This window comes from Alcanivorax sp., from assembly GCF_040118815.1.
In the GTDB taxonomy this organism is placed as follows: domain Bacteria; phylum Pseudomonadota; class Gammaproteobacteria; order Pseudomonadales; family Alcanivoracaceae; genus Alcanivorax.
Genome location: NZ_JBEDTC010000016.1, coordinates 34,171 through 54,953 on the forward strand (window position 1 = coordinate 34,171; position 20,783 = coordinate 54,953).

Below are 20,783 nucleotides of genomic sequence, written 5' to 3' on the forward strand. Positions count from 1 at the left end.
TAAAGCCCGTAACGTCGTGCTGGAAGCTTGCGCTGGCCAGCGTGATGGTGGCGTGGGAAAACGGCGTATTATACCGGGATGTGGGGGCCACGGCCAGTCAATGCAACCCCAGCATGGCGCGGACTGCGGGCTAGTCGAAGGGTTTGCGGGCGTGTTGGCGCGCTTCGGCCAGGGCTTTATGCAGTGCCTGCCAGTGTGCCGGGTCGGGCATGCCGGCTTGTTCCACTTCCAGCAGGGCGACTTCTAGGCGGGTGACTTCCAGTTGTGACAGTGCATCGAGCCATAGCCGGGTGGCCATTTCTTCGGCCATGGGTGGCTTGAGGCTGGCCTTGAGCAAGCGAGACAGGGTTTCGCCCTGTTCCAGCGCCATCAGGGCGCCGAGCAATGCAGCTGCGCTATGGTTCTGGCGACAGAGGCTGGCCACTTGAGTCAGCAGATCGATATGCGGCAGCGGTAGCTGCTCGATGCCGTCCGGGAGCGGGTGCTGGTCAACCAGTGAGGGGTAATCCAGCAGTACCAGCACTAACCGTTCCGCCAGGGTGAGAGGCCCTTTGCGGCCGCCACTTTGGCGTGGATTAGGGCGTGTGCGATTGGCATTGGTGCCACTGAAGCCCGTGTTGCCGCTGCCTTGGGCGCCGTCGTCCGGGAAGCCAAAGTCTTCCGGGTAGGGCATGCCGGGGTCGTCGCCGGGCGGCGGGTAGCCTGCATCTTCGTAGCCGTATGCAGTGGCGTCCTGGCTTGGCTCGGAGGGCGCAGGCGGTGCGGTCGGGCGAGGTGATGCCGGGGCGGGCTTGAGCTGAATCAGGGATTCTTTGTCCAGCCGGGTGAGGCGGCTGAGCTCTTCGGTGAGCAGGGCGCGGTACACCGGACCGGCGGGTTTATCCAGAAACGGCAGAGCCAGCCGGGCCAGGCGAGCACGGCCGTCCACGGTGTTCAGGTCGAGCCCTTCTGACAGGTGCCGGAACAGGTAAGTGGACAGGGCGTCGGCCTTGTCAGTGAGTGCTCGCAACGCTTCGGGGCCTTGCTGGCGCACGAGTGTGTCCGGGTCTTCACCGTCTGGCAGGAACAGAAAGCGCACCTGTTTGCCGTCATCCAGTGCCGGCAGCAGTGATTCGAGCGCGCGCCAGGCGGCACGAACACCGGCCTTGTCGCCGTCGAAACAGAGGATCACTTCATTAACCTGACGAAACAGCTTGCGAGCGTGATCTTCGGTGGTGGCGGTGCCCAGGGTGGCGACTACGTTGGGTACGCCATGCTGGGTCAGGGCGATCACGTCCATGTAGCCTTCTACCACATAGAGCCGGTCGCTGCGGTCGCGGCTCTGGCGCCATTCCCATAGCCCGTAGAGCTCCTGGCCCTTGTGGAAGACGGGCGTTTCCGGGCTGTTCAGGTATTTCGGCTTGCCGTCGCCGAGCACCCGGCCGCCAAAGCCGATGGTGCGGCCGCGGCTGTCGCGAATCGGGAAGATGATGCGATCGCGGAATTTGTCGTAGGTGCGGCCGGTGTCGTCCTTGCGTACCAGTAGGCCGCCGGTGAGGGCGTGCTCCAAGCTGGTTTCGGTGAGTGACAGGCCGTTGATCAAATTATCGTAACCAGGAGGGGCGAAGCCAATGGCGAAGGTTTTCGCTATTTCGCCGCTTAATCCCCGATTTTTAAGGTAGTTAACCGCTTTTTGTCGCTCTGGGGCCTGGCGGAGTTGCTGTGCATAAAACTTTTCGGCGCGGCTGAGCAGGTCGTAGAGCGATTGCAGGCGGTCTTTCTTTTGCCGGTCGGCGGGGGTTTCCGGGCGCGATTCCGGCACTTCCATGCCGGCTCGGCTGGCCAGTTGTTTTACCGCCTCAGGGAAACTCAGGTGCTCGTATTCCATTAGGAAGCCCACCGCATTGCCGGAGGCGCCGCAACCGAAGCAATAATAAAATTGCTTATCCGGGGCCACGGTAAAGGAGGGCGTTTTTTCCTGGTGGAAGGGGCAGCAGGCGCTGTAGTTACGGCCGGTTTTTTTCAGGGGCACACGGGCATCAATCAGCTCCACCAGATCGGTGCGAGCCAACAGATCATGCGTGAAATTTTCCGGAATGCGTGCCATGAGAGTGATTCTGCCAGAACGGTGGGCTATTCAAACAGAAAGGATGCAGTGGTGGTAGCGATCAGGGGTAATTGATCTGTTTTAGATGGTAGCCGCGGGGTTGTCTTCTTCCCGGTTATCTTTGTCAGAAAAGAGTCTTGGAAAGCGCTGACGTCCAATGGGCTGATGTCAGCCTAGCTTGGCGCGCACCTTGCCGCTGGTTGCGCCCATGTCGGCACGACCCTGCAATTGCGGTTTGAGAATGCCCATTACCTTGCCCATATCCTGCATGCCAGAAGCACCGGTTTGAGCCATGGCCTCATCGATCAGCGAGTCAATTTCTGCATCGGTAAGTTGGGTAGGGAGAAACTCCTGAAGCACCACGATTTCCGCTTCTTCAGTTTCCGCCAGTTCCGGGCGGTCTGCGTCACGGTATTGAGTGGCTGAGTCTTTGCGTTGCTTGATCAGTTTATCAATCAACGCAAGTACACGGGCATCATCGGGTTCGATGCGCTCGTCCACTTCGATTTGTTTGATCGCTGCAAGCGCCATACGAAAAACGCCAAGACGTGCCTTTTCTTTGGCACGCATGGCGTCTTTCATGGCTGCAGTGAGCTGCTCTTTGAGCGCACTCATCAGACGTCTATACCTTAGTACAAACGTTTGCGTGCAAGTTGCTCACGCTGCAGTTTTTTAAGGTGACGCTTGACGGCTGCGGCACGCTTGCGCTTACGCTCTTGTGTGGGCTTCTCGTATTGCTCGCGACGACGCACTTCAGAGAGAATACCCGCTTTTTCACAGCCACGCTTGAAACGGCGCAGGGCCACGTCAAACGGTTCGCCTTCTTTCACCTTCACCTGAGGCATGAAGAATCACCTTCCTAGAAATTAGAGTTTATGGGTTCGCCGCGGGCTCAGGTGGTCCCGGGGTGCGGCGAGGCGGGGATTCTACCTGAGTGGGGAATAAATGCAAATCCGGGCGTCTGGCGCTATCATGGCGCCGCAATTTCACAGGGTTGAGCACCATGCGCGTATTGGGTATTGAATCGAGCTGCGACGAGACCGGCGTGGCCATCTATGACACCGAGCAGGGCTTGCTGGGGCAGGCACTCTACAGTCAGGTGGAGATGCATGCCCGTTATGGTGGGGTGGTGCCGGAACTGGCCAGCCGCGACCACGTACAGCGGGTATTGCCGCTGGTACGCGAAGTTATGGATGCCGCCGATACCGTCGCGGAGCAGCTCGATGGTATCGCCTATACCGCAGGCCCAGGGTTGGCAGGTGCTTTGCTGGTGGGGGCTGGGGTTGCCCGTTCACTGGCATTTGGCTGGGAGCTGCCCGCCGTGGCCGTACATCACATGGAAGGGCATCTGCTGGCGCCCTTGCTGGAGCCCAATGCGCCGGCATTTCCGTTTGTGGCGCTGTTGGTTAGTGGCGGGCATACCCTGCTGCTGGATGCCCAGTCGCTGGGTGAGTACGCCATTCTGGGCGAATCGGTGGATGACGCCGCTGGTGAAGCGTTCGATAAAGCCGCCAAGATGATGGGGCTGGGCTATCCGGGTGGGCCTCGCGTTGCTGCACTGGCCGAACAGGGCACGGCGGGGCGGTTTCGTTTTCCTCGCCCGATGACGGATCGCCCGGGTCTGGATATGAGCTTTTCCGGCCTGAAAACCTTTACCTTGAATACCATTAACGACCTGGGCGGCAAGGATGCACTGAGCGAGCAGGACCGGGCGGATATTGCCCGTGCGTTTGAGGAAGCGGCGGTGGATGCCCTGGTGATCAAATGTCGCCGTGCGGTGGAACAGACCGGGCACAAGCGGTTGGTAATGGCCGGCGGCGTCAGTGCCAACCGGGCGTTGCGCGCGAAACTCGCTGAGCAGATGAAGAAACGGGGCGTGGACGTCTACTACCCGGCCCCCCAGTATTGCACCGACAACGGCGCCATGATCGCCTTTGCGGGCGCTCTGCGCCTGCAGGCCGGGGAGCAGGCCGACCTACCCATCAAAATCCGCCCCCGTTGGCCGTTGACGGAATTGGCGGCGCTGTAAACCCAGTTGAAAGTTCAAAGTTTAAACGCGGACCAGGCTGACCTGTTTTGCCATGCTCTGTCCGCGATTAACGGTAATGTCGCGGGCACGGCCTGCCCAAGCCCGAGGCTGCTAGATGCGCTGTTCAACTTTGAACTTTTAACTTTAAACTGCGAATCAATCCTTCTTTCTGAATCCCAGCTCTTCTCCCCGCAGGATTTTCTGCAGGTTACTGCGGTGACGGGCAATCATCACCAGAGATAGAGCCAGCATGGGACAGAAGGCCTGGGGTAGCCAGGCGAAGAGGCAGGCCGGGGCCACCACAAATGCGCTGAGTGAGGCGATGGAGGAGATACGGTTGAGGGCAAAGACCAGCAACCAGGTCCCGCCGGCCACCAGGCCGCTGGGCCAGTGCAGAGCGAATAACAGCCCGAACGCGGTGGCGACGCCTTTGCCACCCTGGAAATGGAAGAAAACCGGATACAGGTGGCCCAGAAAGGCGAAAGTGCCCACCAGCGCGGCAACAAAGGGCCCCATATCGAGAGCGCGGGCCAGAACCACGGGAATGACCCCTTTGAGTACGTCACCGAGCAGGGTGAGGGCGGCCGCCGGTTTGCCGCCGATACGCAGCACATTGGTGGCACCGGGGTTGTTGGAGCCCTCGGTGCGCGGGTCCGGGTAACCGAACAATCGGCACACCAGAATGGCACTGGAAATGGAGCCCATCAGATAGCCGGCTACGCACAATGGCAGTAGCCAAAACCAGACGTCCTGTAATGTCCCTGCTTGCACCGGCTATAATCTCCCTTCAATCGCTGAGGCAGCGAAATATGCGCCCTGTAATTCATGGGCTGACATTGTACACAGCACGGCATTATTGCCTGCGCTGCAAGCGTAACATCTGATTACCTGAAATGGGATTCATCCGCCAGGTGCCCTATGTGTCAGCGTAGTTGTTGCCGATGAATGCCACGCAAGAGATCGAGTATGGATATTGTTTATATCAATGATTTGAAAGTGGATACCGTGATCGGCATTTTTGACTGGGAGCGCCGTATCCGCCAGACCGTGAGCCTGGACCTGGAAATGGCGGCGGATATCCGCAAAGGGGCCGCGTCGGATCACATTGACGACGCCCTAGACTACAAGTCTATCGGTAAACGGTTGATCGCCTTTATCGAAAGCAGTGAGTTTCAGCTGGTTGAGACCCTGGCCGAAAACGTGGCACAGCTGGTGCTCAACGAATTCCATGTGCCGTGGCTGAAGTTGCGGCTCAGTAAGCCGGGCGCCCTGCGTGGCGCCCGGGATGTGGGTGTGATTATTGAGCGGGGTGAACGTCCCGATGGGTGAAACGGTGGAGACTGAAGCGTCTCAGGGTCAGGTGTTTCTCAGCCTGGGTTCCAATATTGATCGAGAGCACAACATTCGCTCCGGGCTGGATGCCCTGATCCATGCGTTCGGCCCGTTGGCGATCAGCCCGGTGTATGAAAGCGAAGCGGTGGGTTTTGACGGCGATGCATTCTATAACCTGGTGGCGGGGCTAAAAACGGCCTTGAGCGTGGGTGAGCTGGCTGCCTGCCTGAAAGACATTGAAAAGGATCATGGCCGGGTGCGAGGTGAGAAGAAGTTTTCCAGCCGAACCCTGGATATCGACATTCTTACCTACAATGATTGTGTGGGCGAGGTGGATGGAGTTCAGTTGCCCCGCGACGAAATCCTCAAACATGCTTTTGTGCTGAAGCCTCTGGTGGATCTGGCCCCGGATGCGTTGCATCCTGAAACGAAAACCTCTTACCGCACGCTTCTGGAAACAGCGAATTTCAGCGATCAGAAATTGTGGGTCGTGCCGTTCGGGGATAATTAATGGTGAATTTTGTAGGTCGTGTTAGCCGCGAAGAGGCGTAACCCGACAGCCGGCCATGGAACCCCGTAACGCAGCGCGTCGGATTACGCCTTTCAGGCTAATTCGACCTGCTGTGAGCGATCCTTTAGATGGGAAAATAGCGAGATTTTTGTGTTTCGGCATAGGGCCGCAGGGGGTTAGCCCCTGGATTGTCCTTTTCACTCTTGGATTCAACTGCTGTTTCGCGGGCAGTGTGGCCACCGTTCGACATCCAGCCTTGCCCGCGTTGCCACGTGTGGCGTGAAGCGTATTGCGTCTTTCTTAGTACCAATGCGGCGTCATGTCGCTTTGCGCCCAACGAAAGAAATCGTATTCCAATCGTGAGATGCCACCAGGGTAAAGGTGCTCGATGCGCTGCAGCGTTGGGCGTTGGTGGGTTTTTTCCAGGTCTTGGAGCATCTGCCGCAAGGTGGAGCGGCCCACGGGTTTGGACATAAGGAAGGCGGTGGTGGCCCAGGCCACAGTGTAGGGAATGGCATTAAGCTGATGAGCCATTTTTCGCCATTGAGCATCATCCATGGATAGATATTGTCGCAGGGTGATCAGGCGCTGCTGTTCAATCCAGGTCTGCACTCGTTCTTGGGCATCGGGAAGGGCGCTAATTTTCAGGCGACCATCCGGTTGCGTTTCCAGTGTCTGGAAATACTGTGCCAGCCCTTCCTGTAGCCATACCGGGGCGGAAGGTGACAGCTGGTAGAGCAGTACATGGCTGGATTCATGCAAAATCGTTTGGGCCACTTGTCGCTCATTATCGGCCCATTGCCAGACGGCCACTTCGTTGGTGGCAGGAATAAAGACGCCGGCATAATGGCGGCTGCTGCTGCCAATCCGGTCTACCATCCATTGCTGAAAATCGTCCTGCTTTTCAATCAGGTACAGGCTAACTTCTGCGGTGCCATGCAGGTCCAGGCCGAAGTCCCGGCGGTAGCGCTGGTAGATGTGACGAATGTTATCCAGTGTTTGTTGCTGCAAGTCACCGGACAGGGTGAAATCCTGACGTTTGACGTTGATCTCGAGTTCTTTGAGTTGCGGGCTGATATCCGGAGTGACCGTTTGGGTTTGCACATCTTCCGGTGGCCGGTCGCCAAAGTGCAGTTTGCCGTTGGCGTCACGCCACTGGAAAATTTCTGCCCGGGCAACCCCGCCAAGCAAGAGACTGAAGGTGAGAAAAAGCGCTAGAAATCGCAATGTTCTTCAATCCACTTTTGGGTTTTTCTCTGGTCTGCGGCAACCTCGTCAGGCAATGCGCCACGCCGTGAACCGTCTTCTTCAATATATTCGAAAGGGCCTTTTAGCATTTGCAGGCGGTCCTGCGCTTCCTGACAGGGTTTGGCAAAACGCTCCTGGTGTCGTCGCCGTGCTTCTTCCTCGGCCTGGGCTTTTTCTCGTACTTGGGTTCTCTGGCTTTCTAGCAAGCGTTGGGTGCGGGCGTGAATGGCTTGCGCCTCGTCCTGGCCGATTTTCGGCGGTGATTTTACGTCTATAGTTTCGTGCTGGCTTTCGGGCGCCTTGTCCCCGAATTGCCAGTTACCATTGGCATCCTTCCAGCGATAAATTTCCGCACTGGCAGACATGGCGGCCAGTGACAGTAGTATTACCCCGATAATTTTCATTTTTTCCCCCGAGAGTCCTTCTCGTGTTCTGTTTTTCAGCTTCCTTGCAAGGCCAGTGAGCGCCCTCCGTCCACGGCCAAGATTTGCCCGGTAATAAAGGGCGCGGCGGTGGCCAACCAGTAAACCGTGTTGGCAATGTCATCCGGCTCGCCGCTGCGTTTTAAGGCGGTGGCGTCCTGAATGGCCTGCTGGTTCATCTGCCCGGCTTCCGGCCACAGGATCGGGCCAGGCGACACGCCATTGACGCGGATTGCCGGGCCGAGCTCTCGAGCCAGGCTTTTTGTCATCATCGCAAGCCCAGCTTTGGCCATGCAATACAGGGTATGGGTTTGCAGCGGTTTTTCTGCGTAAACATCAACAATGTTGATAATGCAGCCCTGTTGCTGACGTAGTGCGGGCGTCAGTTGCTGGCTAAGAATAAAGGGCGCGCGCAGGTTGCTGTGAATCAGTTTTTCCCAGTCGGCGTCGTCGGCCTGATCAATGGGCGTAGGGTAGAAACTGGAGGCATTGTTGACCAGTAAATCCAATTGGTTGAAACAGGCGAGGGTGTCGCTAGCCAGTTGGCGTACGGCGTCGGGCTGGTCCAGATCCGCTTGCAGGGTGACCGCGCTGTTCGGGCGCGTTTGGTTTAGTTCGGAGGCAAGGCTTTCGGCGTCGTGCTCACTGCCACGGTAATGAATGATCACCCGCATGCCATGGTGATGCAGGGTACGGACAATCTGGGCGCCGATACGGCGGGCGCTGCCGGTAACCAGCGCGACGGGGGCGGTCATCAGAGGGGCTGCTCCTGTTGTTTAAAGGTGGTGATGGCATCAATGCGGGCGCTTTCAATGGCTTCACCTAATGCGGGCCCTTCGTGGCCTTGAGTTCGCAGTGCTTGTACATCCACTTGCCGGGCGGCATCGGCCGCTCCGCGCAGGTAATTGGCCTGGGGATATTCTCGATCTTCGAAGCCGGTGCGCCCGCGCGCGTCGGCCTCGCAGGCGCCCAGAAAATCCGTCAGCCGTTCCGGGCGGCGAAGAATATCCAGCGCCTTGAACAGTTTCCAGACCGTGGCCGGCTTTAACTCCAGTGCTCGGTGGCAGTGAGTATGAAACTCAGCAACCAGCGCTGCCAGCGTCGCGGCCTCTCTCGGCACCTTGAGACGTTTGGAAACCTTGCTGCTCATTCTCGCACTGCGTATTTCGTGGGCAATATGACGAGGCCATTCTTCCTTCGGGGTTTTCCCTTTGCCCAGATCATGACAAAGCAGGGCGTAGCGGGCGTGAAGGCTTAATCCAAGCTTGGCGGCTTGTTCAAGGCACAGGTACTGGTGAACCAGTGTGTCGATTTCGGGATGGTGCTGTTCCGGTTGCGGTACACCGTCCAGAGCGGCGACTTCAGGAAACAGGGCATGAAGGGCGCCGCAGCGGTGAAGTACCTGAAAGAACACCTGTGGATCGCGTTCCATGAGTGCGCGACTGGTTTCTTTCCAAACTCGCTCGGGAACCAGGTAGCCTAGCTCACCGGAATCGGTCAGCTGCTTCATTAACGTTAGTGTATCCTCGGCGACACGAAACCCCAGCCAGTGATAGCGAGACGCAAAGCGGGCGACACGAAGGACGCGTAACGGATCTTCCGCAAAGGCGGGAGAGACATGACGCAGCAGCCGGGCCTTGAGATCAATCCGGCCACTGAACGGATCGATGACCTTGCCGCCCTTGGCTTTTGCCATGGCATTGATGGTCAGATCGCGACGAATCAAATCTTCTTCCAGAGAAACATCACTGGCGGCGTGGAAGGTAAAGCCCCCGTAGCCATGGCCGGATTTTCGTTCGGTTCGGGCCAGGGCGTATTCCTCTTGCGTGTTTGGATGCAGGAATACCGGGAAATCCTTACCTACGGGGCGAAACCCGTCAGCTTCCATTTCTTCCGGTGTGGCGCCGACCACGACCCAGTCCTTTTCCATCACGGGGAGGCCGAGCAGAGAGTCCCGCACCGCGCCGCCCACCAGATACACTTTCATCTTGTTTACCTATGAGTTCTTGAGCAGAATGGTCGCATGCTTTCTATCGTACTGAAACTAAGGGGCTAAAGGCGGTGCATCCTCGTCTCTGCTGGAGTTCATTTTTTTGTCTGAATGCGTTGAATGATGCGTGGCATAGTCATCTATGTGAGCCTCAGTCAGCGCAGTCAGATGGAAAAAGGGGCCCAGCCCTTCGGGTTGCGCCTGAAAGAGCGGCACTCGTTGTTGCTCGTTACTCATTTGGGCAAGCCAAACATCGCGCCTCGCGCCTAGATTGCCGCTCTTTCAGGCGCAACAGAGGCGAGTATGCACCGTCTTCAGCCCCTCTCATGCTGGTCGTCGACCGCTGTGCACGCAAATGGCGTGCGCAGGGACGACGGCTGTGTGACTGAAAGTTTCAGTTCTGCAAGAAGGCCGCAGCGTCCCCCGACCTGCGGCCTTTTTTCGTTTATGGGGTTTGCAGGTCTGTTTTAGTTGCGAGTAACGAGTTTCGAGTTGCGAAGAGCTTTTAACCGTCGTGTTTTCTGCCTTTCGTGACTCGGTTCTCGAAACTCGCTCCTTTTTAACCAAGGAGAACGGCATGCCAACCCTGGCAGCGTATTTGATCGTGGTGGCGGTGTGGGCAACCACGCCGCTGGGGATTAAATGGAGTGGTGATGCGATGGCGCCGCTGGCCGCCGCCGGTGTGCGTATGGGTATCGCTGCACTGCTGGGGCTGTGTTGGTTATGGGTCAAGCGCCAGTCTTTACCGTTGCATGCTCGGGCGCGGCTCAGTTATTTGGCTTCCCTGCCGGGTATTTTTGGCGCCATGGGTTGTAGCTACATGGCGGCGGCCCACCTGCCTTCCGGGCTGATTTCAGTGATCTTTGGGTTGGCCCCTTTGTTATCCGGGTTGATGCTACAAGCATTGCCGGGTGGGATGCGCCTTAACCGCTGGCATTGGAGTGCCTGCCTGATCGGTCTGGTCGGGTTGGCGTTGGTGTTCGATGACAGCCTGCAAGTGCTGGCCGCAGGGCAAGGCATGGGGGACCGTGGCGTGGGCTTGCTGTGGATGCTAAGTGCGGTGACTCTGTTCGCTGGCAGTGGCATAGCGGTGCAACGGGTTGGCGCCGGGCTTCAGCCCATGCAGCAGACTGTGGGCGGCTTGCTGTTGTCGTTACCCTGCTATGCCGTTGGCATGTTGATTACCGGGCAGACGTTGAGTTTTAGCGGTGACTATCGGGGTTTGTCCGCCATCCTGTATCTGGCGGTGTTTGGCTCGCTGTTGGGCTTTTACTGTTACTACCAGGTGCTGGCTCGCTTGCCCGCCGCCACCGTGGCGTTGGTGACGCTGATAACACCGGTACTGGCGCTCTCGCTGGGTAGCGTGCTCAATGGCGAAAGCCTGGGGGCTCTGGTGCTGGCGGGCGCCGCATTGATTGTGCTCGCGTTGTCGCTTTTTTTGCTGGGGGACCACAAGGTGCGTCGCCAGCTGAAACAACTGGCGGAAGCTGATACCAGGGGAGCACGGGATTCGTTTGGGTGAGCGGGCGTAGCTAACAGTCGCAGGCGACGCGGACCAGGTCGTCCAGCCGTAGCGCGGTTAATGAACCACCCCAAACACATCCGGTATCCAGTGCCTCTACGTTATCGACCCCGCTGTGGCCTTCCAGGGCGGCCCAGTGGCCGAACAGGATACGGGTGCCGGTGAGTGCCCGTTGGGGGTGCTGGAACCAGGGCATGAAGCCGGCGGGGGGCTGGTCGGGCTCGCCTTTGCTGGTCAGGTCCAGTTCGCCGGCCTGATCCACAAAGCGCATGCGGGTGAAATGGTTGGTGATGACGCGCCAGCGATCCGGGCCGCTGAGTTGTTTGTCCCAGCCGGCGGGGGTGTTGCCGTACATGTGGGCAAAAAAGGCGCTCGCCTGGTCACTGCGCAGCACGGTTTCCACTTCTGCTGCCCGCTGGCTGGCCTGTTCCTGTGACCACAGTGGCGGGATGCCCGCATGGGTCATTACCGCGTTGTGTTCCGGCAGGGGAATCAGCAGGGGTTGCTGTTGCAGCCAGCCCAGCAATTCGGCCCGGTCCGGGGCGTCGAGGATCTCGCTGAGGGTGTCTTTGCGTTTGCTGCGGGTGGTGCCGTTGGCCACCGCCAGCAGATGCAGGTCGTGGTTGCCCAGCACGGTATGGACGTTGTCACGCAGGGCGTGGACCCGGCGCAGGGTGCCCAGCGAGTCCGGCCCGCGATTGACCAAATCCCCGGCCAGAAACAGACGGTCGCAGTCAGCGTTGAAGCCAATTTTCTCCAGCAGACAGTCAAACGCCCCCAGACAGCCTTGCAGATCCCCAATCGCATAATCAGTCACAAGGCGCCTCCGGCGCCCGCTTGCATGCAGCACGCCACTCGCGGCACGCTCAGAGGCGCAGTTTGCGTGTTGCGTGGTACGTGAAGCGTGCTGGCGTTAATGCAATGCATGCGGTGCTGCGAGGGTGAAGGCGGGGATTTGTGCGTCAAAGTGGATGCCATCTTCGCCGATCATCTGGTAGCTGCCGCGCATGCTGCCGACTTCGGTTTCCAGTATGGCGCCGCTGGTGTAGCGGAAGGTCTGGCCGGGGGCAATATGCGGTTGTTCGCCAATGACGCCTTCGCCATGGACTTCCTGTACCCGTTCTTCGCCATCGGTGATCACCCAGTGACGGGTGAGCAGGCGTGCGCTAACGGAGCCCTGATTGTGGATGCTGATATGGTAAGCAAACACCCAGCGCTCGCCTTCTGCGTCGCTCTGATCTGGCAGGAATTCGGTTTCCACAGACACTTGAATATCGTGGCGGGAGTCGTCGTTGGCGGTGTCGCTGCTGCCTTGTTCGGTGACGCTCATGGGGTGCTGTCTCCCTTGCCTTCGTGGGTGTCTGGTGTCTCGGCTTGTTCAGCATCTGATACCGGGCGACTGATATTGGCCAAGGCCACGTAGTCGGCCACGGACAGTTGGTCCGGGCGCAAGCCGGCATCGATGCCAAGTGCTTCGAATTGTTCGAGGCTCACCCAGGATTTTAACCCATTACGGATGGCCTTGCGTCGTTGTGTGAACGCCTGGGCCACCAGTTTACGCAGGTGGTTCTCGTCGTCAGCCGGGTGAGGTGGGCTGGCGTGGGGGATCAACCTGACCACGGCAGAATCCACTCTGGGAGGCGGGCTGAACGCTTCTGGCGGCACAAAGAACAGGTAATCTGCCTGACAGTGGTACTGCACCATGATCGACAGCCGCCCCCAGTCGCGGGTGCCAGGGCTGGCGGTTAGCCGTTCCACCACTTCTTTTTGCAGCATGAAGGTCATGTCGCTGATGGCGTCGGCCTGGGCCAGCAGGTGGAAAATCAGCGGGGTGGAGATGTTATAGGGCAGGTTGCCGATCACCCGCAGGGGCTTGTCCGCCGGTTTCAGGCTGCGGAAATCAAAGCGCAGCGCATCGCTCTCATGAATGGTTAGCCGCTCGGGGCTGTTTTCCTGGCGCAGCAGGGCAATCAGGTCCCGGTCCAGCTCGACCACATGCAAATGGGGGACATCTTCCAGCAAGGGATAGGTCAGTGCGCCCCGGCCCGGGCCGATTTCCACCAAGGTGTCGCCCGTTTGCAGGCCCAGGGTGCGGATCATGCGGTCGACCAGGTTGCGGTCGTGCAGGAAATGCTGGCCAAAGCGTTTACGGGTGCGGTGTTCTGTCATAGCAGGTCTCAGGTCGGGGCCGGGTGGTGTATCTGAATTAATGCGCTATCAATGCGGTAATCAGTGTCAGCTACCGCTGTGCAGTGACGCCAGCACCAATGCCTGGCGTGTGGCGGCGATCAGGCTGCTGGCGCTGGCGGTGCCGCGGCCTGCCAAGTCGAAGGCGGTGCCATGGTCCACGGAAGTGCGTATGAAAGGCAACCCCAGGGTAATGTTGATGGCTTCGCCGAAACCGGCGTATTTGAGCACCGGCAGGCCTTGGTCATGATACATGGCCAGCACCGCATCATGCTGTTCCAGCAGGTGTGGCTGGAAGGCGGTGTCGGCGGGCAGGGGGCCGGTGAGCGCCATGCCTTGTGCGCGTAGCTGTTCCAGTGTGGGGATGATCACATCCAGTTCTTCGCGACCCAGATGTCCGCCTTCGCCGGCATGGGGGTTGAGCCCCAGTACCATGATGTGAGGCTCGGCAATCCGGTATTTGCTGATCAGGTCGTCACGGAGAATGCTCAGGGTGCGTATCAGGCCCGCCGGGGTAATCGCCGCCGGAACCTGGCTCAGGGGCAGATGAGTGGTGGCCAGGGCCACCCGAAGATCCTGCGTCCGGGCCGGGGCGGTGAGCATCATTACCACCTGCGCCACACCGGCCTGTTCGGCAAGAAACTCGGTATGGCCAGTGAAGGCCGGATCGGCGCCCTCGCAAATCACGTTTTTGGCGACCGGGGCAGTGACCATGGCCGAGAAGGTGCCGTCCAGGCAGCCCTGAGCGGCGCGGGTAAGCATGGTGAGGGTGCCGGTGGCGGCGGCCGGGTTTGGCTGGCCGGCGATTACTGGCGCGCCTGCTGGTGTGTGCCAGACGGGCAGGCTCCCTGCTGGCAGGGGCTGGCCGGGTTGCCAGTCGGCCAGAGCCACCGTCAGGCCCAGCTGTTGTGCTCGTTCGGCCAGCACCTGACGGTCGCCGATCACCACCAACGGGGCATCGGCAAAGGTATCAGGCAGAGTCAGGACCAGATCCGGCCCGATCCCTGCCGGGTCACCATAGGTGATGGCGATAGGAGCAGGCACGGTTTATTGCCCACTGCCGGGCAGGCATGTTGCGTGCTGCGTGCTGCCTGCAAGCGTCATAGCCTGATATCCACATAGGATTCGCTGCGTTTTTCCTGCACCCAGGTTTCCAGCTCTTCTTCAAAGCGGCGCTTCTGCAGGGCCTGGGTGGCTTGCATGCGGCGAAATTCGGCGCTCATGTCCGCGTCGCGCACGTCATCGACGCGCAGGAAGTGCCACCCGAACTGGCTTTCGAATACCGGGGACAGCTCACCCACGGGGGTGTTGAGCATCATGTCCTCGAATTCCGGCACCATTTCGCCTTCGTTGACCCAGCCCAGTTCGCCGCCACTGCGGGCGCTGCCCGGGTCGTCAGAGAATTCGGCAGCGGTGTCGCTGAACTGGCGCTTGCCCGCCGCAATCTCATCATGAAGGCGAACAGCTTCTTGCTGAGCTTGCTCGGCGCTGGTTAGAGCGTCGGTTTTGATCAGTACATGGCGTACCTGATACTGGGTAACGACTTTCTCTGAACCGCCTTTGCGGTCGATCATTTTCAGAATATGGAAACCGGCACCGGAGCGCAGCGGTTCGGAAACCTCGCCCTTGTTCAGGTCGATGGCATTTTCCGCAAACAGGGTGGGCCACTGGGCGGCCGAGCGCATGCCCAGGTCGCCGCCTTCCAGAGCTTTGGGGCCATCGGATTCGGCCACGGCCAGTTGCTGGAAGTCATCGCCGTTCTTTAGCTTTTCGATGATGCCTTCGGCCTTGGTGCGGGCCTGGGTGATGTCTTCCGGGCTGGCTTCAGCGGGAACGCGTACCAGAATGTGGCCCAGGTGAAAGTCTTCCTGGAACATCTGTTTGCCCATCTCGGAGCCCAGAAAGCGATCCACTTCCCGGTCGGTCACCTGGATGCGCGAGGCCACGCTACGTTGCTGCAGGCGGGAGATCACCATGTCTTCGCGAATCTGTTCGCGGAACTGGGGCCAGTCGTAGCCGTCTTCGCGCAGGGCGGCGGCAAAGTCTTCCAGGCTCATGCCGTTCTGGCGGGCGATGCCGGCCAGGGCCTGGTTAAGGCTGGCGTCGTCGACCTTGATGCCGCCTCGTTCGGCCAGCTGTAGCTGCAGGCGTTCCAGCACCATGCGGTCGAGGACTTGCTCGCGCATCACGGCGGGAGGGGGCAGTTGTTGGCCCTTTTCCTGGAACTGCAAAGCGATGGTGTTGATCCGCTCATCCAGCTCGCTGGCCATGATGGCACCATCGTTAACCACGGCCACAATGCGATCAAGCATCTGCACCTTGGCCTGACTCCAGGCGGGTACCATCAGCACGGCCATGGCGAACAGGCCAAGCAGGGTGTGTTTTGCCTGCAGCGTGAAACGTGCCGCGTGCAGCGTTCTATCAATCATATTCTCTCCTGTATCCCGGAATGCTGCGTTCCAGTAGGGAATCTATCTGGCCGCCAAAGCCGCCCAGGCCGATCATCTGGATCTGGAATGAGATGGTGCTATCCGCTTCGAGATTGCCGTCGCCGTTGTCGTCTACCAGCTCCCGCTGGCTCAACAGACGCAGTTTCCAGCAGCAATTGCGGTATTCAGCACCGGCCATGGTTTCCAGTGAGCGTTGGTTGTCCAAGTCGTATGCCCAGCGTCCAATCAGTCGCCAGTGCCGGTGAACCGGCAAAATGGCGCTGACTTCCGATGCGCGGATGTCGTCTGCCGGGCGGTCGTGATAGCCCAAGTTGATGACGCGTCGCTCCCGGTCGTTATAGCCAATCTGAAAATTGGAGCGCTCGCGTTTGTTTTCTTCGGTATCCCACTGGGCCTCTGAGTAGAGGTACCAATCGCGCGCAAAGTTCCAGCGAGCGTCACCAACAACCGGGGTCTGGTCGTCAGTGGGGTCTTCCACGGCCCGTTCGGTGATCACTTTACGGTCTTCAAAATAGAAGCCTTGAGCCACTCGCAGGCGCAGCTGCTCGCGGCCGGTGCCATCATGCAGGAAGCGGCTGGTCAGGCCCACCGCCAATTTTTCTTCATCGCCGATACGGTCGTAACCGATAAAGCGATTTTCCCGGAACAGGGAATTGTAGGAGAAGGTCAGTTCGCCGGAATCGAAGTTGGGGAGTTCGTCTTGGTCTTCGTAGGCCACCTTGTTCAAGAACAGGCGTGGCTCCAAGGTCTGGGTGAAGCTGGAGCCGAACCAGTTACCGGGGCGCTCGAAGAACAGGCCGGAGTCCAGGCTGGCGCCCCAAGTGGTCATGTCCGGGTTGTCCTCGGCAGTGGCGTCCACGTTATCGAGCCGGTACTGCGTATGGTACAGCCGGGTGCGGGGTTCCACATAACCCCAGGGTTCTTGCAGGCGCATGCTCAGGGCGGGAGCCATGTGGCCGCGCAACCCGGTGGCTTTGCCGCTGTCGTCGGAATCGCTGCGGTCAAAGGCGGTAATATCAGACAGCCAGAGGCCCTTCACCGGGCCGACCAGAGTCGGGTCCCCGGTTAATTGCAGTTGGGGAAGCCGTCGGTAGGGCAGGTCCGCGTCGTCCAGGGTGGGGTCGATGGTCTGCCAGGATTGCAGTCGGCCCAGGACTTGCCAGGTGCGCCCGTAGTAGCGGGCTTCCGCCAGCCGGGGCAGGTGGGTCTGGGAGCTAATTTCCAGGCCGGTATCCAGATCCTTGAAGTAGAAATCGTCGGAGACGTAGGTGAAATCGGTCTCCAGGCTCCAGCGGTTGATGTTGCCATTATGGCTCCAGCGGCCCACTTGGCGGTTTTCGTCATCGAATTTGCGGTCGTTGAACAGCACACCATAGCTGAGGCTGCCTTCGCCCCACGGGGACAGATAGCGGAATTCGCTGTCCACGCCGCTGCCCCGGCCATCGATATAGCGCGGTGCGATGGTGGCGTCGAACTGTGGGTGCAGGTTCAGGTAGATGGGCTGGGAGATATCCAGCCCACCGCTATCGCCCACGGAGAGAGTGGGAAACAGCAGGCCGCTCTTGCGCCGGTCATCAATGGGGAAGGTCATCCAGGGTAGCCAGAAAATGGGCATGCTCTTGACCTTGAGCACCACGTTGTTGGCTTCGCCCCAGCCCTTGTCCCGGTCCAGGAAGATACGGTCGCCTTGCATGACCCAGCCATTGGAGCCGGGCGCACAGGTGGTGTAAGAGCCATTGGTGATGGTGGTGGTGTTCTGGTTCAGGAAGATATAATCGGCGTTGCCACGGGCGCCGTTGTCGAACAGAGAGTAGCGTACGCCTTGCAGGCTGCCTTCTTTACGTCGAGTCTGGCCGCTCATGTTGTCGGCGATAAAGGTGGCTCTGTCGCTTTCCAGGCGCATGCCGCTTTCTAGCTCGAACTTGCCGGTGGTTTGATCGAGCTCGGCAATGTCGGTGGTGATGCGACGGCCGGGCTGTTCAATCAGTACGTCGCCGTCCAGGTTGATCAGGCCATCCTGGGTCAGGGTGGAGTGATCCGCGGTCACCACGGTATCGCTGCCATCCACGGGCATGCCGACACGGGGGTTATAGTAAATGCCGCCGCACCACTCGGGTATCGGCCGCTGTTGCACGGCAGGGAACGTGGCCATCTCTTCGCGGTCAACCCAGTTCAGGTCATTTTCCGCAAGGCTGGCCCCTGAGGCAAGCAGCAGGGCAGGAATCAATAATCGAGGTATGGGCAGTGGCATCAGCTGCTCAGAACAGGTAAAAAGGCCGCTTTATGGCGCGGTCGGACTTTCCGTCCACCAAAAGCGGCAGTGTAATCGAACAAGGAAGGCAATGCAGCCTGATAAAAGTAAATCCGAAGTAAGCCCGGACCCGAGAAAGCACGCCCTTGACCAGTGGGTAAGCGCTTATCTGGGTGAGTCAGTGGCCGGTGAGCCTGCGTCCGCGGATGCCAGTTTTCGTCGCTACTTCCGTTATTTTCACGGCGATACCAGCCTGGTGGCCATGGATGCGCCGCCGGAACAGGAAGATTGCCGTCCCTTCGTGGATATTGCCGGGCGCCTGAAGCTGGCGGGCCTGCATGTGCCGGATATTCTTCATCAGGATTTGCAGCAGGGCTTTTTATTGCTCAGCGACATGGGCACAGAAACCTGGCTGACCGCCTTGAACGAAGCCAATGCCAACGATTGGTACAGCGCTGCCATCGACGCCCTGATCACCCAGCAATTGCATACCGATACCGCCGGCTTACCGCAGTATGACGAAGCGTTGCTGCAGCGAGAGCTGGAGCTGTTTCCACAATGGTACCTGTTTCGCCACCGGGAAAAGGTAGTCACTGGCGAACTGCGCCAACGGTTGGACCGCGTGTTCCATGTGCTGATCCGTTCTGCGTTGGCGCAGCCGCAAGTGTTCGTGCATCGCGATTACATGCCGCGCAACCTGATGGTGTCCGACCCGAATCCGGGCGTGATTGATTTTCAGGATGCGGTGGCCGGGCCGATCACCTATGACGTGATCAGCCTGTTCAAGGATGCCTTTCTGAGCTGGCCGGAAGAGCGCGTGCTTACCTGGCTGCGCGAGTATTTCGACAAGGCAACAACGGCAGGCTTGCCGGTGCCATCCTACTTTGAGGACTTCCTGCGCGATTGCGATTTGATGGGTGCCCAGCGCCACATCAAGGTCATCGGTATCTTTGCCCGCATCTGTCACCGCGATGGCAAGCCCAAGTACCTGGGCGATGTGCCACGGTTCTTTGCCTATCTGCGTACCGTCATTGCTCGCCGCCCGGAGCTGGCGGACCTGCAATGGATTCTGGACCAGATCGAGGATAACGAGTGAAGGCGATGATTCTGGCCGCCGGCTACGGCAAACGCATGCGGCCACTCACCGACCACACCCCCAAACCGTTGCTGCAGGCCGGTGGTAAAGCATTAATTGAATACCACATTGAGGCCCTGCGTGACGCCGGTATCGAATCTCTGGTGATCAACACCGGCTGGCAAGGCGAGAAGCTGGCAGCCTTTCTGGGGGATGGTGCCCGCTACGGCATTCCCATTGTTTACTCCCATGAAGGTACGCCGTTGGAAACCGCCGGGGGCATCAAGCGGGCGCTGCCATTGTTGGGTGATCAACCGTTTTTACTGATTAACGGTGATATCTGGACCGATTTTGATCTTGCTCGGCTGGTGCAGGGGCGCCCGGACCCGGTGCATCTGGTATTGGTGGATAACCCTGAACATCACCCGCAAGGGGATTTTCATCTGACAGAGGCGGGCCGCTTGCGCGATAATGCCGAGCCTAGGCTCACCTATGCCGGCATTGGCCGTTTTGATCCGGCTGTATTTACAGGTCTGCCAGAGGGCGAAGCCAAGCTGGCGCCGATATTGCGGGCCGCCATGGCGGATGACGCCGTCAGCGGCGAGCATCACACAGGCCAGTGGTGGGATATCGGCACCCCGGAGCGCTTGGATGAACTGGATCGGTTACTCAAGAGCACCTGATCCAAAGCCGAAACCGGTTTTGTAGGAGCGGTGGTTCCACCGCGATGAATCGAAAGTGACGAGTTGCGAGTAACGAGTTTCGAAAGGCAAAATATTCGCCTTTGATCTTGGGTTTTCGCAACTCGAAACTCGTCACTCGCAACTGTCTTTACACTGAGGATGCCCCATGCCCAAGCAGGACTATCTGATCGCTCCCTCCATCCTTGCCGCCAACTTTGCCCGCTTGGGTGAGGAGTGCGACGCGGTGTTGGCGGCCGGAGCCGATGTGATCCATTTCGACGTGATGGATAACCATTACGTGCCCAACCTGACCATCGGCCCCATGGTCTGCAAGGCTCTGCGCGATCACGGCATCACCGCTCCCATCGACGTGCACCTGATGGTCAGCCCGGTGGATGAACTGATCAGCATGTTCGCCGAAGCCGGCGCCAGCTACATCACCTTCCACCCGGAAGCCAGCCAACACGTGGATCGCTCCCTGCAGCTGATCAAGAGCTACGGCTGCAAAGCCGGCCTGGTCCTCAACCCGGCCACCCGCCCGGACTGCCTGGAATACGTGATGGACAAGCTGGACATGATCCTGCTGATGAGCGTGAACCCGGGCTACGGCGGGCAGAAGTTCATTCCCTCCACGCTGGACAAGACCCGCGCAGTGCGCCAGCTGATCGACGCCAGCGGCTATGACATTCGTCTGGAAGTGGATGGTGGCGTGTCCGAGAAGAACATCCGCGAAGTGGCCGCCGCTGGTGCTGATACCTTCGTGGCCGGTTCCGCCATCTTCGGCAAAGACGACTACGCCGCCGTCATCCAGCAAATGCGCGACGAGCTGGCCCAGGCGTGAGTTGAAAGTTCAAAGTTGAAGCGCGCCGGATGTTCTCGATTCCGATCGTATGGAGGCCGCGCCCAGAACGCTGGGTGCGGTCTCTTCGAGTTCGGATGGCGCAAGCTTGTGCGCGTTTCAACTTTCCACTTTGAACTTTCAACTGCCTTATGGAAC

21 protein-coding genes are annotated in these 20,783 nt (G+C 59.2%); 7 read left to right on the forward strand and 14 right to left on the reverse strand.

The annotated features are described in order from the left end of the window. Positions 1–130 precede the first annotated feature (130 nt). The 3 genes from dnaG to rpsU all read right to left on the reverse strand — a co-directional run bounded on the left by dnaG (position 131) and on the right by rpsU (position 2,931). Positions 131–2,086 (reverse strand): DNA primase, encoded by a 1,956-nt coding sequence (gene dnaG / locus ABNH18_RS13260; protein ID WP_349383287.1) that lies wholly within the window; start codon positions 2,084–2,086, stop codon positions 131–133. A gap of 168 nt (positions 2,087–2,254) precedes the next feature. After that, the gene (locus ABNH18_RS13265; protein WP_349383288.1) at positions 2,255–2,701 is read right to left on the reverse strand and encodes a GatB/YqeY domain-containing protein; all 447 of its coding nucleotides are present in this window, start codon (positions 2,699–2,701) and stop codon (positions 2,255–2,257) included. Between the two features lie 14 nt (positions 2,702–2,715). After that, on the reverse strand, positions 2,716–2,931 hold the full coding sequence (rpsU, locus tag ABNH18_RS13270) for a 30S ribosomal protein S21 (RefSeq protein WP_007148705.1): 216 nt from the start codon (positions 2,929–2,931) through the stop codon (positions 2,716–2,718). A 158-nt stretch (positions 2,932–3,089) separates the two neighbouring features. Between rpsU and tsaD the strand changes: the two genes are divergently transcribed. Continuing rightward, positions 3,090–4,115 carry a tRNA (adenosine(37)-N6)-threonylcarbamoyltransferase complex transferase subunit TsaD gene (gene tsaD / locus ABNH18_RS13275; RefSeq protein ID WP_349383289.1) on the forward strand — a complete coding sequence of 342 codons (1,026 nt, stop codon included), beginning with the start codon at positions 3,090–3,092 and terminating at the stop codon, positions 4,113–4,115. 156 nt (positions 4,116–4,271) lie between these two features. Here the strand turns inward: tsaD and plsY are convergent, their stop codons facing one another. Next, positions 4,272–4,886 (reverse strand): glycerol-3-phosphate 1-O-acyltransferase PlsY, encoded by a 615-nt coding sequence (gene plsY, locus ABNH18_RS13280; RefSeq protein ID WP_349383290.1) that lies wholly within the window; start codon positions 4,884–4,886, stop codon positions 4,272–4,274. A gap of 195 nt (positions 4,887–5,081) precedes the next feature. On the opposite strand from plsY, the gene folB reads away from it, so the two are divergent. Next, positions 5,082–5,444: a dihydroneopterin aldolase gene (gene folB / locus ABNH18_RS13285; RefSeq protein ID WP_349383291.1), complete on the forward strand. Its 363-nt coding sequence runs from the start codon at positions 5,082–5,084 to the stop codon at positions 5,442–5,444. Next, the gene (folK, locus tag ABNH18_RS13290) at positions 5,437–5,958 is read left to right on the forward strand and encodes a 2-amino-4-hydroxy-6-hydroxymethyldihydropteridine diphosphokinase (protein WP_349383292.1); all 522 of its coding nucleotides are present in this window, start codon (positions 5,437–5,439) and stop codon (positions 5,956–5,958) included. Before folB ends, folK begins: the two co-directional genes overlap by 8 nt. Positions 5,959–6,258: 300 nt before the next feature. On the opposite strand, the gene ABNH18_RS13295 is transcribed toward folK, so the two are convergent. From ABNH18_RS13295 to ABNH18_RS13310, 4 genes are read right to left on the reverse strand one after another with little or no spacing between them, the layout of a single operon-like run. Further along, the gene (locus ABNH18_RS13295) at positions 6,259–7,185 is read right to left on the reverse strand and encodes a DUF4124 domain-containing protein (protein ID WP_349383293.1); all 927 of its coding nucleotides are present in this window, start codon (positions 7,183–7,185) and stop codon (positions 6,259–6,261) included. Beyond that, positions 7,173–7,610, reverse strand: coding sequence for a DUF4124 domain-containing protein (locus ABNH18_RS13300; protein ID WP_349383294.1), 438 nt, complete (start codon positions 7,608–7,610; stop codon positions 7,173–7,175). The genes ABNH18_RS13295 and ABNH18_RS13300 overlap by 13 nt, the downstream gene beginning before the upstream one ends. A gap of 35 nt (positions 7,611–7,645) precedes the next feature. Beyond that, positions 7,646–8,383, reverse strand: a complete 738-nt coding sequence (locus ABNH18_RS13305; protein ID WP_349383295.1) for a pteridine reductase — start codon at positions 8,381–8,383, stop codon at positions 7,646–7,648. Continuing rightward, positions 8,383–9,615, reverse strand: coding sequence for a multifunctional CCA addition/repair protein (locus ABNH18_RS13310; protein WP_349383296.1), 1,233 nt, complete (start codon positions 9,613–9,615; stop codon positions 8,383–8,385). Before ABNH18_RS13310 ends, ABNH18_RS13305 begins: the two co-directional genes overlap by 1 nt. Positions 9,616–10,195: 580 nt before the next feature. Between ABNH18_RS13310 and ABNH18_RS13315 the strand changes: the two genes are divergently transcribed. Then, the gene (locus tag ABNH18_RS13315) at positions 10,196–11,140 is read left to right on the forward strand and encodes a DMT family transporter (protein WP_349383297.1); all 945 of its coding nucleotides are present in this window, start codon (positions 10,196–10,198) and stop codon (positions 11,138–11,140) included. A gap of 10 nt (positions 11,141–11,150) precedes the next feature. On the opposite strand, the gene ABNH18_RS13320 is transcribed toward ABNH18_RS13315, so the two are convergent. The 6 genes from ABNH18_RS13320 to ABNH18_RS13345 form a co-directional block, all read right to left on the reverse strand. Continuing rightward, the gene (locus ABNH18_RS13320; RefSeq protein ID WP_349383298.1) at positions 11,151–11,957 is read right to left on the reverse strand and encodes a symmetrical bis(5'-nucleosyl)-tetraphosphatase; all 807 of its coding nucleotides are present in this window, start codon (positions 11,955–11,957) and stop codon (positions 11,151–11,153) included. 96 nt (positions 11,958–12,053) lie between these two features. Continuing rightward, positions 12,054–12,470, reverse strand: coding sequence for a Co2+/Mg2+ efflux facilitator ApaG/CorD (gene apaG / locus ABNH18_RS13325; RefSeq protein WP_349383299.1), 417 nt, complete (start codon positions 12,468–12,470; stop codon positions 12,054–12,056). Then, positions 12,467–13,309: a 16S rRNA (adenine(1518)-N(6)/adenine(1519)-N(6))-dimethyltransferase RsmA gene (rsmA, locus tag ABNH18_RS13330; protein ID WP_349383300.1), complete on the reverse strand. Its 843-nt coding sequence runs from the start codon at positions 13,307–13,309 to the stop codon at positions 12,467–12,469. The genes apaG and rsmA overlap by 4 nt, the downstream gene beginning before the upstream one ends. Before the next feature lie 66 nt (positions 13,310–13,375). Next, the gene (pdxA, locus tag ABNH18_RS13335) at positions 13,376–14,371 is read right to left on the reverse strand and encodes a 4-hydroxythreonine-4-phosphate dehydrogenase PdxA (RefSeq protein WP_349383301.1); all 996 of its coding nucleotides are present in this window, start codon (positions 14,369–14,371) and stop codon (positions 13,376–13,378) included. Between the two features lie 56 nt (positions 14,372–14,427). Further along, positions 14,428–15,756, reverse strand: a complete 1,329-nt coding sequence (locus ABNH18_RS13340; RefSeq protein WP_349383302.1) for a peptidylprolyl isomerase — start codon at positions 15,754–15,756, stop codon at positions 14,428–14,430. Further along, on the reverse strand, positions 15,749–18,028 hold the full coding sequence (locus ABNH18_RS13345; protein WP_349383303.1) for an LPS-assembly protein LptD: 2,280 nt from the start codon (positions 18,026–18,028) through the stop codon (positions 15,749–15,751). The genes ABNH18_RS13340 and ABNH18_RS13345 overlap by 8 nt, the downstream gene beginning before the upstream one ends. Before the next feature lie 91 nt (positions 18,029–18,119). Between ABNH18_RS13345 and ABNH18_RS13350 the strand changes: the two genes are divergently transcribed. The 3 genes from ABNH18_RS13350 to rpe all read left to right on the forward strand — a co-directional run bounded on the left by ABNH18_RS13350 (position 18,120) and on the right by rpe (position 20,627). Continuing rightward, positions 18,120–19,124, forward strand: coding sequence for an aminoglycoside phosphotransferase family protein (locus tag ABNH18_RS13350; RefSeq protein ID WP_349383304.1), 1,005 nt, complete (start codon positions 18,120–18,122; stop codon positions 19,122–19,124). Then, positions 19,121–19,786, forward strand: coding sequence for an N-acetylmuramate alpha-1-phosphate uridylyltransferase MurU (gene murU / locus ABNH18_RS13355; RefSeq protein ID WP_349383305.1), 666 nt, complete (start codon positions 19,121–19,123; stop codon positions 19,784–19,786). The genes ABNH18_RS13350 and murU overlap by 4 nt, the downstream gene beginning before the upstream one ends. 166 nt (positions 19,787–19,952) lie before the next feature. Then, on the forward strand, positions 19,953–20,627 hold the full coding sequence (rpe, locus tag ABNH18_RS13360; RefSeq protein WP_349383306.1) for a ribulose-phosphate 3-epimerase: 675 nt from the start codon (positions 19,953–19,955) through the stop codon (positions 20,625–20,627). Positions 20,628–20,783: the final 156 nt, after the last annotated feature.

What these genes read in the sequence shown, in the direction of transcription:
- dnaG (WP_349383287.1), bottom strand. Translation starts at nt 2,086, where the DNA reads ATGGCACGCATTCCGGAAAATTTCACGCATGATCTGTTGGCTCGCACC.
- ABNH18_RS13265 (WP_349383288.1), bottom strand. Translation starts at nt 2,701, where the DNA reads ATGAGTGCGCTCAAAGAGCAGCTCACTGCAGCCATGAAAGACGCCATG.
- rpsU (WP_007148705.1), bottom strand. Translation starts at nt 2,931, where the DNA reads ATGCCTCAGGTGAAGGTGAAAGAAGGCGAACCGTTTGACGTGGCCCTG.
- tsaD (WP_349383289.1), top strand. Translation starts at nt 3,090, where the DNA reads ATGCGCGTATTGGGTATTGAATCGAGCTGCGACGAGACCGGCGTGGCC.
- folB (WP_349383291.1), top strand. Translation starts at nt 5,082, where the DNA reads ATGGATATTGTTTATATCAATGATTTGAAAGTGGATACCGTGATCGGC.
- folK (WP_349383292.1), top strand. Translation starts at nt 5,437, where the DNA reads ATGGGTGAAACGGTGGAGACTGAAGCGTCTCAGGGTCAGGTGTTTCTC.
- ABNH18_RS13300 (WP_349383294.1), bottom strand. Translation starts at nt 7,610, where the DNA reads ATGAAAATTATCGGGGTAATACTACTGTCACTGGCCGCCATGTCTGCC.
- ABNH18_RS13305 (WP_349383295.1), bottom strand. Translation starts at nt 8,383, where the DNA reads ATGACCGCCCCCGTCGCGCTGGTTACCGGCAGCGCCCGCCGTATCGGC.
- ABNH18_RS13310 (WP_349383296.1), bottom strand. Translation starts at nt 9,615, where the DNA reads ATGAAAGTGTATCTGGTGGGCGGCGCGGTGCGGGACTCTCTGCTCGGC.
- ABNH18_RS13315 (WP_349383297.1), top strand. Translation starts at nt 10,196, where the DNA reads ATGCCAACCCTGGCAGCGTATTTGATCGTGGTGGCGGTGTGGGCAACC.
- apaG (WP_349383299.1), bottom strand. Translation starts at nt 12,470, where the DNA reads ATGAGCGTCACCGAACAAGGCAGCAGCGACACCGCCAACGACGACTCC.
- rsmA (WP_349383300.1), bottom strand. Translation starts at nt 13,309, where the DNA reads ATGACAGAACACCGCACCCGTAAACGCTTTGGCCAGCATTTCCTGCAC.
- ABNH18_RS13340 (WP_349383302.1), bottom strand. Translation starts at nt 15,756, where the DNA reads ATGATTGATAGAACGCTGCACGCGGCACGTTTCACGCTGCAGGCAAAA.
- ABNH18_RS13345 (WP_349383303.1), bottom strand. Translation starts at nt 18,028, where the DNA reads ATGCCACTGCCCATACCTCGATTATTGATTCCTGCCCTGCTGCTTGCC.
- ABNH18_RS13350 (WP_349383304.1), top strand. Translation starts at nt 18,120, where the DNA reads ATGCAGCCTGATAAAAGTAAATCCGAAGTAAGCCCGGACCCGAGAAAG.
- rpe (WP_349383306.1), top strand. Translation starts at nt 19,953, where the DNA reads ATGCCCAAGCAGGACTATCTGATCGCTCCCTCCATCCTTGCCGCCAAC.